Below are 559 nucleotides of genomic sequence, written 5' to 3' on the forward strand. Positions count from 1 at the left end.
GCGGTCGCGGCGCAAGACCTGGGCGCATGTCACGCCGGAGACGCTGATCAGCGAGCGACCGGCGGAAGCCGACGGTCGCGCCGTCCCCGGGCACTGGGAAGGCGATCTGCTGATCGGGTTGGAGCGCTCGGCGGTCGGCACGGTCGTCGAGCGCAAGACCCGTTACACGCTGCTCGTCCATCTCCCGCGGGAAGAGGGCTATCGGCACAAGGAGACGCCGAAGAACGGGCCGGCGTTGGCCGGCTATGGCGCGATCACGATGAAGAATGCTCTCGCCAACACGATGTCGGCGCTGCCGGCGCAGCTGGCGCGCTCGTTGACCTGGGACCGCGGCAAGGAGATGTCCGCTCACGCGCAGTTCCGCGTCGAAACCGGCATCCCGGTGTTCTTCGCCGATCCGCAGTCGCCCTGGCAGCGCGGCACGAACGAGAACACCAACGGGCTGCTGCGTCAGTACTTCCCGAAGGGCACCGACCTGTCCCGCTGGAGCGCCGAAGACATCGAAGCCGTCGCATTCGCGCTGAACACGCGCCCTCGGAAGTCGCTCGGATGGATGACT

General features: G+C 67.8%; 1 protein-coding gene. It reads left to right on the plus strand.

The genetic code is table 11. From position 1 onward, the window contains the following. Positions 1 to 559: IS30 family transposase (locus GP2_RS20870; RefSeq protein ID WP_040527729.1), on the plus strand; the 559-nt coding region annotated here is incomplete at both ends.

The sequence above is a fragment of the Gordonia paraffinivorans NBRC 108238 genome (assembly GCF_000344155.1).
Taxonomy (GTDB): domain Bacteria; phylum Actinomycetota; class Actinomycetes; order Mycobacteriales; family Mycobacteriaceae; genus Gordonia; species Gordonia paraffinivorans.